The organism is uncultured Rummeliibacillus sp. (assembly GCF_934216135.1).
Lineage (GTDB): Bacteria > Bacillota > Bacilli > Bacillales_A > Planococcaceae > Rummeliibacillus.
Genome location: NZ_CAKQBI010000033.1, coordinates 17,658 through 27,197 on the forward strand (window position 1 = coordinate 17,658; position 9,540 = coordinate 27,197).

7 protein-coding genes are annotated in these 9,540 nt (G+C 32.3%); 2 read left to right on the forward strand and 5 right to left on the reverse strand.

Annotated elements, in window-relative coordinates:
* The first annotated feature begins 177 nt into the window (after positions 1–177).
* A complete protein-coding gene (locus Q0977_RS15530; RefSeq protein WP_299515583.1) occupies positions 178–939 on the forward strand; it encodes a C40 family peptidase in 762 nt (253 codons plus the stop codon).
* A 337-nt stretch (positions 940–1,276) separates the two neighbouring features.
* Here Q0977_RS15530 and Q0977_RS15535 read toward each other — a convergent pair whose 3' ends face one another.
* Both Q0977_RS15535 and Q0977_RS15540 read right to left on the reverse strand, forming a co-directional pair.
* Positions 1,277–1,927 (reverse strand): methyl-accepting chemotaxis protein, encoded by a 651-nt coding sequence (locus tag Q0977_RS15535; RefSeq protein ID WP_158582343.1) that lies wholly within the window; start codon positions 1,925–1,927, stop codon positions 1,277–1,279.
* Between the two features lie 186 nt (positions 1,928–2,113).
* On the reverse strand, positions 2,114–3,658 hold the full coding sequence (locus Q0977_RS15540) for a S1C family serine protease (protein ID WP_299515587.1): 1,545 nt from the start codon (positions 3,656–3,658) through the stop codon (positions 2,114–2,116).
* Positions 3,659–4,044: 386 nt separating this feature from the next.
* Here Q0977_RS15540 and Q0977_RS15545 point away from each other — a divergent pair, with 386 nt between their 5' ends.
* A complete protein-coding gene (locus tag Q0977_RS15545) occupies positions 4,045–4,773 on the forward strand; it encodes a WecB/TagA/CpsF family glycosyltransferase (protein WP_299515589.1) in 729 nt (242 codons plus the stop codon).
* A gap of 214 nt (positions 4,774–4,987) precedes the next feature.
* On the opposite strand, the gene Q0977_RS15550 is transcribed toward Q0977_RS15545, so the two are convergent.
* From Q0977_RS15550 to Q0977_RS15560, 3 genes are all read right to left on the reverse strand, one after another.
* On the reverse strand, positions 4,988–5,206 hold the full coding sequence (locus Q0977_RS15550; protein ID WP_299515591.1) for a hypothetical protein: 219 nt from the start codon (positions 5,204–5,206) through the stop codon (positions 4,988–4,990).
* A 191-nt stretch (positions 5,207–5,397) separates the two neighbouring features.
* Positions 5,398–5,916, reverse strand: coding sequence for a nuclease-related domain-containing protein (locus tag Q0977_RS15555; RefSeq protein ID WP_299515593.1), 519 nt, complete (start codon positions 5,914–5,916; stop codon positions 5,398–5,400).
* Positions 5,917–6,221: 305 nt separating this feature from the next.
* Entirely contained in the window at positions 6,222–8,813 is a 2,592-nt protein-coding gene (locus Q0977_RS15560; RefSeq protein ID WP_299515596.1) for an immunoglobulin-like domain-containing protein, read from the reverse strand.
* Positions 8,814–9,540 lie beyond the last annotated feature (727 nt).

Genomic DNA, 9,540 nt, shown 5'->3' on the forward strand with positions numbered 1-9,540 from the left:
ATCCTAGTAAAATCGGAATCTATGATGCTTGTTACATAACTGTAATATAACTGTAAATGAAATTGCATTGTCTTCTATTCATATTTTCTATAAAGTTATATTTGTAAATATAAAAAATTCGAAAACAATCGTTTAAATAGTTATATAAAAAAATCGTTGAATAGTTGGAGGAATTAGATGAATAAGAAATCATTATTAACAGCAATCGCTGCAAGTACTTTAGCATTAACAATTAGCTTTGGACATGTAAAAGCTGCAGAAAACGAAGAAACAGCTTCTACTAAAGTAGAAAATGTCAAAACTACTAATGAAGTAGAAAAAGATATTACGAAGGTATCTGATTCTACTGCTATTAAAATTAGTGGAAAATATCATGTAACTGCTAGTTCATTGACATTACGTGCTAGCTCTTCTACAAGTTCAAAAGCTTTAGCGTATATTGGTAAAAATAAAACTGTAACAGCTAAATATAAAAAAGTTGTAAACGGAAAAACTTGGTTCAAGGTGACAGTACAAGGTAAAACAGGCTGGATGTCAGCTGCATATCTTAAAAAAGGTGCTGGTGTTAAGAAAACATCATCAGAAGTTGGTTTAAGCAATATCGTAAGTACAGGTAAAAAATATCTTGGTACTCCTTACGTATATGGCGGTACTACTCCTTCTGGCTTTGACTGCAGTGGTTTTACTCGTTATGTTTATGCTAAAAGTGGTATCTCTTTACCACGTACAAGCCGTGCACAACGCGCTGCTGTAAAATATACGAACAATCCTCAACCTGGTGATTTAGTATTCTTCAACGTTGGTGGCGGTGCTATTACACACGTTGCTATTTATGCTGGAAACGGTATGCTAGTACATGCTGCTGGTACACATGTTCAATATCAAACAATGAGCACTTACTGGAAATACTACGTACACAGCTACGGTACAGTTCGTTAATCTAATCTTAAAAATCAAACTTCCAACTATTTAAACATCTAATATGAACCCCTAAATAAAAGACTTTTGATAAAGTCTCTTATTTAGGGGTTTTATTTATAGATTCATATTTCTTATCGTTTTTATCGATTTAGTTATTGTTCTTTTTCATTATTTGCATGACGTATTTTTACTTTGCAAATCACTTAGTAGTAACTCTCCTACTGATATTATTCAACCTTTTTATAGCTATTGTACTTTTTCACTTTAAGCTATTTTCGCTGCACAATTATGTTCTGAAGCTTATTAGGGTTAGATATATTGATATTCAATAGAGAGTTCTCAACCTCTTATAAAATTAAAGTTTAAACAATCTTACTTGTTGATGTAGTTTTGTAGCTAAATTAGCTAATTCTTCTGAATCACTAGTTAGGTCATGCATCGAACTTGCGGTTTGTTCCAATGTAGCAGTTGTTTCTTCTATACCTGCAGATGACTCTTGAGAAATAGCAGCAATATCGTCAATTGCTGTATTGATCTTAATCGATGAATCGGTCAAGTCATTTAAAGTATTTGCCACATCTTTGATATTATCATTCATACTAATAACCGCTGTGTTTATTTTATGGAATGTTTCTTCTGTTTGAGTTATTTGATTTGTCCCTTTATTTACTTCTTCATAACCAGATTGTAATGATCGTGTTACTTGTTGTGTCTCATCTTGAATTTTCTCCATAATTTCAGAGATATCTTTGACCGAGTATGATACTTGTTCAGCAAGTTTCTTTACTTCATTAGCAACTACGGCAAAACCTTTTCCATTTTCTCCAGCTCGTGCTGCTTCAATCGCTGCATTCAAGGCTAATAGATTGGTTTGATCGGCAATTTCGTTAATCACTTTAACTAATTTTGATATTTCTTTTGACTGTCCACTTAGTTTTTCAACCTTTCCAACTGCTCCTAATACAATTCGATCAATTGCCTTCATTTGGGTTGTCGAAGCGTTCATTAATTGGCTACCTTCTCTAGTAAGAATTTGAACCTGGTTGGAATAAGTGCTCATTCTTTTACCTTTTTCGTTCATAGGTATAGAGGGATTTTGAACATTGCAGTTATAAAAAGAGGGGGTGACCTGTAAGTTTTCTACTTACGGGTCACCCCCTTTACTCCTTTACCCACAAAGAATGATGTTTTCTTATTGTGGGGTCATTTCATTATTAGTTGATATATCTACATCTGTGTTGCTGGTACTTCTATCTTGTTTATTTTTTTCTTCATCAACACTTTGCTTTTTAATAGGTTCTTTTTTCTCCTGAGTTGTTGTATTAGTATTGTCGTTGTTTACATTAACAGGTTTTTTCTCATGCTCAGTTACACCCGTATCAGGGCTTTCAGGGCTTGTTTGTTGTTGTCCATCATCAGATGAAGCAGTAACTTTGATATTCGTAAATTGATAATCACCATAATCATCAATGACGATTGTGTAGATAATTGTTTCATTTAATTTATGTTCTTGTTTTGTTGCTTTATCTGTATAAACAAATGTTGAGTTCACTTCTACTGTTGCATATTCATCGGTAATATTTATATTACCAATAGTATGTTGTAAATTTTTATATTTCTTTTCGCTAGTAGAGTAACTTTCAATCATTTTTTGTGCAGTGTTAATCGCACTACTTCCTGGCATTATATAGGTTTCATAATAATTTTGGGATTTGTTTTTAATCGCATATGGGAACAGTTCGTAATAACCGTCAACATACTGTTCAATCAAATCTTTTCCTAAATAAGCTTCTTCTTTATGATTATCTTCAAAATCAGCATCATCTTCAATATCGATTTTGACATCTTTGTTTGACCAATTGGTTATGAGTGACATAACTTTACTAATCGGAATAGCATAACCAATTTCAGGTTGGTCTGTTAGAATAATGGAGTTAATTCCTATTACATTACCTGTTTGGGCGTTAATTAATGGGCCGCCACTTGAACCAGAGTGTAATCGTGCAGTCATTTCATAAAGACCACTGTACGTATATTCATCTGTAAATTCAGCACCAATACTTGTGATTTTACCTTCTGTTGCAGTACCGCCTTTGTTATTAGGGCTACCAATTGCAATAACAGGTGTGTTTACCCTTGCCATTGCTGTATCTAAAACAAGTGGGTCCTTTCCGGCTAATTCTGGCACTCTAATCAAGGCAACATCTGTTTTATTAGAAATACCAATTACTTGTCCTCGAAATTCTTGACCATGTTCATTTGTGACAAATACATAAGAGGCATCTTTTGCTACGTGGGCATTTGTAATAATGTCCCCTTCTTTATTGAACAAAAATCCTGAACCTTGTTGTAAATCTGTGTAAACTGTATATACTTGCGTTTTGGCATTTGCAATAATAGCAGATGTATCATTTTTAGGCATGCTTACATCTGTAGAATCTTTTGTTGTTGTATCGCCATCGCTATTAGATGGAACGTCATTGGTTACAGTTCCTTCTGAACGTGATGAAGAACCGGTGTCCTCACCTGACTTCTCCGAATCTTTTTCTTTATCCGGATCTTTCTTCGTTGTTTTATGGACATTTTGAACTTTAATATGATCATTATCATTTGCTGCTTTGTCATTCTTTGTAAGGAGCATATATGCACCCGTAATAACTGCAATTAACAAAATAATGGAAACAGCTATTCTTTTGATGGATGCTTTCTTAGGTTGATATCTTCGATTATTCGTCACTTCACATCCACTTCCATTCGTAAAAATTTTTATACTATTATATATAGACGGATAAAGCATACCTAAAGTTTCAAAAATGGATTTAATAATTAAATTCCAATCAATTTTCACAACGTTTATCATAGCATAAATTCATTAGAATAGAATGAGAAATTGTGAATTTTGTTTAGAAAAATGAACTTTTTTTACGAAACGCCCTTATGTATATTTTTCTTCTAACTTTAGGGTTTTCAACCTGTTATTTTCCAGCTAATTCTTCGCGGTATAATGAATGAATATTTGTTATACTTGAAGATTTTATCCCTCAATGGTACTTCATTTGAAGAAAAAATTTAATAGTATATAATAGGTAGAAATATAACTTATGGACGCAGAAAGGTTCGATTATGAAGAAGATAGATGTTTTAGGGATTCCTGTAGTAGATACTACAAAAAGTGAGTTTGTAGATCATATTGAAGATGAGTTGTTAAACGGAAAGACCCCTATTTGTATTGTAACTGCAAATCCCGAAATTATTATGCTCGCAAAAGAAAATAAAGTATATGAAGAATACTTATTGAAATCTAATTATGTTGTTGCAGATGGAATCGGTGTAATCATTGGTTCAAAAATTCTTGGAACACCTTTAAAAGAACGAGTTCCTGGATATGAATTGGTACATGACTTTTTAAGAACATCTAAAGAAGGACACAATCGCTTCTTCTTTTATGGCGGGAAACCGGGTGTAGCAGCTCAGGCTGCTGAAAAAGCAAAAGATTTATATCCTCATATTAATATTGTTGGTGTTGCTGATGGATATGGTGGAAATGGCAATGGAGATGAGGTTGCCGAAAAAGCCGCAGCATTGAATCCAGATTTTATCTTTGTTGCGCTTGGTGCTCCAAAACAAGAAGAGTGGATTGCAGATCACCGCCATCAATTCTCAAATACCGTTATGATGGGGGTCGGTGGAAGCTTTGATATATTATCAGGCAATATCAACCGTGCCCCAGAGATTTTCCTTAAACTTAATCTCGAATGGTTCCATCGCTTGATCACCCAACCAACTAGATTCAAACGGATGTTGAAGATTCCACGTTTTTTGTTTGAAGTAAAGAAATCTAAGAAAAGATAGGCCTTATCATCAGTACTAATTGGACGATTTCCATTCGTTTTATTAATGATAATCAGTAATTCCATCTCTTCAGACTTTAAAAGCCTCTGCTCTTGCAGGGGCTTTTAGAATTAATGGAACGATAATGCACGAAATAATTGATGCATAAGGACAGCTTATTATTTATGGAGGCATTTTTTATGTTTTGCACTTTTTATTGGGGGATATTTTTCAATTATAAAAGAATTAGTGTTTTATCTTTAAATAGAGGTTTTTCATAGTCATAGTAATATTGTCGATTCCTAGTATTCCCCTCTGCCTCAAGATTCATATTAGCGAAAAGTTTTGATATATACGCATTACTTTCAATACCTAAGAATTTTCTAAATTCTTCATTTGTAATTGTCTTTTGAAAAATGTTAAACCAATCCTGCATAGCTTGTTTGATAAACATTCCTTTTAGACAACCAAATATAGGACAGTACTTATAAAAATTATTCGATAAATCAATTGGATTACCACATAAGCAAATAATTCCTTCTATTATTTTACCTTTAATTTCTAGAGTTTTTGATAGTGGAAAGGATTGAACGGTTTTATCAACGTATTTATATGATCCACTAATCGCTCAAATTCGCTAGTTGTTTATATTGCAGGATTTTCATCTAATTTCTCAAGATAACTCGAGATTTGTTTAGGAAACATAATATCTACTAACGTTGGTTGTTGTACAACATGTTTCTCGCTATTTGAAAAGATGATTTTAGAGTATATGGGGAGTTGGACTTTGCGACTTTCAAATACATATCGGATACTATTTGAAGCACGAATGATTTGACTTTGGGGACATTCAAACATTTTCTCTTCACCTTCTACGCTTTGAGATAGTTGGAAGGGATTCTCTAAGAATCTTATAGTTCCTCGCATTTTTTTCACTTCGAAGATACACGAAAAGTTTGGGGCGACGATTAATGCATCGAGTTGTACATGCCGATGTTGTGTAATTTGGAGCTCGGCATTTGGCCAATATGCAAAAGGATTTTTTATATTCGATTCTCGTACAAAGTGATCCACAGTGAGTTCACCTTGGTATCCAGCTCGAATAGCTTTATACTGCCGCTGTAGCTTTAACGCTAATTCAGAATCTTGATTCGGGATTCTCAACAATAATCTCTCAATTGCCGCTAACTTCGGAGGGACTTTTCTTGGAAATATAATAAGTATCCACCTCTTTCTATTAATTTACCTATAATTTACTATAATTCGAGTTGGAATTCAATCGGTTTTCGTGAATTTTTTCTAAATTTTACATCATTTTCTATTTTGCGTAGTTTTTTCTTATCAAAGAGATGGTTATTTATTATTTGGAAGGGTTTATTTCCAAATTAGAGGTTTTTATTCATATATATATCTACAATTAATAAAAAAATCCTAACCTCCGGAGAGATTAGGATCTTATAAAAAAGCAATTATTCAGCAGCAACATCTGAAGCTGCTGGAACATTAACAGTTACTACAAATGGTTGACCATTAAGATTTAAGCTAAAGTCACCAGCTTTTAGTGCATTTGAGCTATCAGTTACAGTTACATCTACAGAATCAACATAAATAGTAGCAACACCATTTTCTCCGACTTCCGCATCATTTGAAAGAACTGAAGAATTGTTAGAAGTATAAGTTACTTTATTGATTTTTACTGTTTGAGTACCAAAATCAAATTGATTAGTTAATTCAGCAATAATTGCTTTTTTAACATCTTCTTCAGAAGTTAGAGTGAATTTATTTGATTTTAGAGTGTAAATAGGTGCGATACCATTGTCTGTTACTGAGAATTCTTTAGTAGCAACAGTCATTGTACCAACTTGAACTTTAAGAGTATAGTTACCTACTGCCAAACCTGAAATTTCTTTACTTGTAGAAGCAGTTTCAGTAGATTTATATCCATTTACTTCATTACCATCTTTATCAAGAACGATGAATTTGGCAGTTTGTGCATTTGCTTCTTTAACACCATTAGCATCAATACCTTTTACAGATACTGTCATAGTTAAATCATCAGCTTCAGTTAATGTATCATCTTTAGTTTTAAGTTCATTTACAAAACCTTCTAATGAATAATCTACGATTGCTCCAACTTTATCAACTTTTACTGAAATAGTTTTTGTGAAGTTACCCACTTTAACTTCTACAGTCGCAGAACCTGCAGCTTTTGGAGTTAACTTAAGAATTGAATCATTTTCATCAAATGCAGCAGTTACAACTTTCTCGTCGCTAGAAGTAGTAGATTTTTCACCAACTAACGCAACATTACCTCCAAATTGGTCCAATCCAGATACTTTGACTTCTTCAGGAGTAGCATTATCTGCATTTAATGTAACTGATGTTTTATCTAATTTAATATCTGATAACACAGATTTTGCTGCAACAGTTACTTCTACTGTTTTAGTTGCAACTTCTTTATCATCTTTTAATACAGTTGCACGAACAAGTACTTTTCCTTCTTTACGAGGTGTTACTTTACCTGTTTGAGTATCAACAATTGCAACTGAAGGGTCTAAAGAAGTGTATTTAACAGTATAATCACTAGTTAGTTCAACATTTTCACCAAATTGATCTTGATATGTGAAGTTCAAGTATTCATCAGAACCTTCAAGATTTACAGTAGAATCTTGTTTGTAATCATTAGCTTTATAATCTAATGTAGCATTTGCAGATGAAGCTAAAGTCCAATTAGTTCCAAAATCTTTAAATTCAGAAGATGTAGCTGTTACTGTTACTTTTGGTGATTCAGCAATTACTTTACCATCTTTTAGCACAGTTAATTTTAAGAATGCTGATCCAGTTGCACCATTTGCAACAGTTAAATCTGATCCAAAGAAGTCTGTTTTATCAGTTTCAACATTAACAGTTGTATCAGCAGTGATATCTAAACCATTTTCATCCAATACTTTGTAGGCTAATTTATTACCAGTTTTAACTGTTTGGTTAGCTAATTCAATTGTTTTAGCTTCTCCCACAACAAAGTCCAATGTACTTGTAGCAACTTCTTCGCCAACTTTTGCTGTTACATTATAAGTTGTTTTAGTAGTTAAAGCATCGTATAGTACAACTTCTGCTGATTTTTTATCATCTGAAAGTTTAATAGATTTTACAAATTGTTTAGAAGAAGTAGATGAGTTAACAACTTCGATATCTTTTACTGCTTCAACTTCTTTATTGAAGTTAACAGTTAAAGTGTTTTTGTTAACTGCTTTCACAGATTCAACTGTAAGATCAGCTTCGCCTACTTCTACAGTAATTGTTGCTGCAGATGCGTTGCCTGAAGCATCTTTGGCTGCGTATGTGATAGTATAAGTACCTGCAACTTTAGTGTCGATTGCATCTACTACTTTGCCGTCTTGGTCTTTGATTTCTGTGACAACTTTAACTTTTGAATCAACGTTATCTTTTACAGAAGCTTTTGGTGTTGCGAAGTCTGCACCGTTTTTAAGTTCGATTTTGTCGCCGTCTTTTTGTCCATCGATTGTGATAACTGGAGCAGTTTTGTCAGCTACGACTTTACCGTTTTTGTAAAGAACGTCTACACCTTTCACTACTACAATACCTTCAGCACGTTTACCGTTGATATAGTAATAACCAGCTGTTGTTGTACCGTTGAATTTTTTACCATTTTTATAATAAATACCTGAAGTAGTTTTACCTGTGTATCTTACACCATTTTTATAGTAGTAACCATATGATGTTGTGCCAGTGAATTTTTTACCAGCTTTGTAGTAAACTCCTTTAGAAGTTTTGCCTGTGAATAGTTTGCCTGATTTGTAGTATTTAGCTTTGTAAGTACCTGTGTATTTTTTACCATCTTTATATAGTACTGATTTATAAACTTTGTAACCTTTAATTGCTTTTTTAGTTTTAGCATTTACAAGTTTACCGTTTGATAACTTGTATGTAGTCTTTGCAGATGCTGATAGATCGCCAGCTACAACTGCTGATGTGATAACAGAAGCACCTAGAGCTAGGGCAGCTGCTGATTTTACAAATTTCATTTTATAGTTTGTCATTTTCCATTCTCCTTTAATGTATGTACTATTTTTGGATTACTTCTATAAGAATACTATTCCCGTATATATTCCATAAATACCCTTCAAGTAATCCTTGTTGACTATATTACCACAAATAATTAATGATTTTAATAATATTTGATAACTTTTTATTAAAAATACGAATAATAATCAATTATTCCTAATAATTTTATATTATTTACCTTTTATAGTTACCATTAAATCAATATATATTTAAATAATTATCTATAATAGGTTAAAAATAGAAATATAACAAAATAATTAGTTGAATTTTCAAAATTATTTAGGGACTATTTTTATAAAATTTTACATATTAGTGTGCAATAATAACCTATCAACTATATGTTATAAACAATAATAATATGATTGATATATAGTCTTACAAGTAAAAGATGTAATAAAAATTACCTAATCATTCGTATTTTTAAAATTTAAAACGATTATATTCGACATTATTCGACTATTGTTCGTATTTTATGCTATTTCCTTTGAAAATCAAGTATATAATTGGTCTGTGAGTTATTCAATTCCTACTCATCTAGTTTTTTTGTCTTATTTACTTCGTCTATGATTCTTTATAAAATTATTATTAATTATACTTATCTCTATATTTAACCTTTTCAGGTCATGGGAGTGTCAATAATTTTGTGTAAATGACTTTTCAACCTTTTCAAGTAGATCGTCACTTTGGTATTCAATTAGACTT

Coding starts and splice junctions, on each gene's coding strand:
- Q0977_RS15530 (WP_299515583.1), top strand. CDS start 178: ATGAATAAGAAATCATTATTAACAGCAATCGCTGCAAGTACTTTAGCA.
- Q0977_RS15535 (WP_158582343.1), bottom strand. CDS start 1,927: ATGAACGCTTCGACAACCCAAATGAAGGCAATTGATCGAATTGTATTA.
- Q0977_RS15545 (WP_299515589.1), top strand. CDS start 4,045: ATGAAGAAGATAGATGTTTTAGGGATTCCTGTAGTAGATACTACAAAA.
- Q0977_RS15550 (WP_299515591.1), bottom strand. CDS start 5,206: ATGTTTATCAAACAAGCTATGCAGGATTGGTTTAACATTTTTCAAAAG.
- Q0977_RS15560 (WP_299515596.1), bottom strand. CDS start 8,813: ATGACAAACTATAAAATGAAATTTGTAAAATCAGCAGCTGCCCTAGCT.